Below are 622 nucleotides of genomic sequence, written 5' to 3' on the forward strand. Positions count from 1 at the left end.
ATCGTTCGGGATGCTTTTTATAAAAATCTTGATGATAATCTTCTGCTTCGTAAAATGTGGAAGCCGGTAATATTTTTGTAGCAATGGCTTTGTCATGGTCCAATGTATTTTTCAAAGATGCAATGTAAGCTTCCGCTACTTCTTTTTGATCGCTATTCGTGTAAAAAATAGCTGTTTGGTATTGAGGACCACGATCTTGATATTGACCTCCAGCATCTGTTGGATCTATGACAGAAAAGAAAATTTCTAGCAATTTTTGATATGAGAATAGGGCGACATCGTATTCAATGCGTACGGTTTCGTAATGACCTGTTTCTCCTGTTTTAACATCTTCGTAGGTTGGGTGTGCGAAATGTCCACCCATGTATCCTGAAGTCACGTTTTCAATGCCTTCATTAGTGTCAAAAGGTTGAACCATACACCAAAAACAACCTCCAGCAAAGTAAGCAACATTGATATTCATGTGGACACCCTTTCCCCTTTTATTTTAGACCTTAGTCCGATTTTTAAAGTTTTCACTTGATTTTTAAAATAATTTTATATAACGTTAATATGTATTAATTATAGTACAGACAATCCCAATTTTGAAGGTATAAGGTTGATAAGATGAGCGAAATTAAAT

1 protein-coding gene is annotated in these 622 nt (G+C 35.0%); it reads right to left on the minus strand.

From position 1 onward, the window contains the following. A partial coding sequence (msrA, locus tag CD172_RS12075; protein ID WP_103346485.1) for a peptide-methionine (S)-S-oxide reductase MsrA occupies positions 1-463 on the minus strand: 463 nt, incomplete at its 3' end. Positions 464-622: the final 159 nt, after the last annotated feature.

This window comes from Staphylococcus agnetis, assembly GCF_002901865.1.
Lineage (GTDB): Bacteria > Bacillota > Bacilli > Staphylococcales > Staphylococcaceae > Staphylococcus > Staphylococcus agnetis.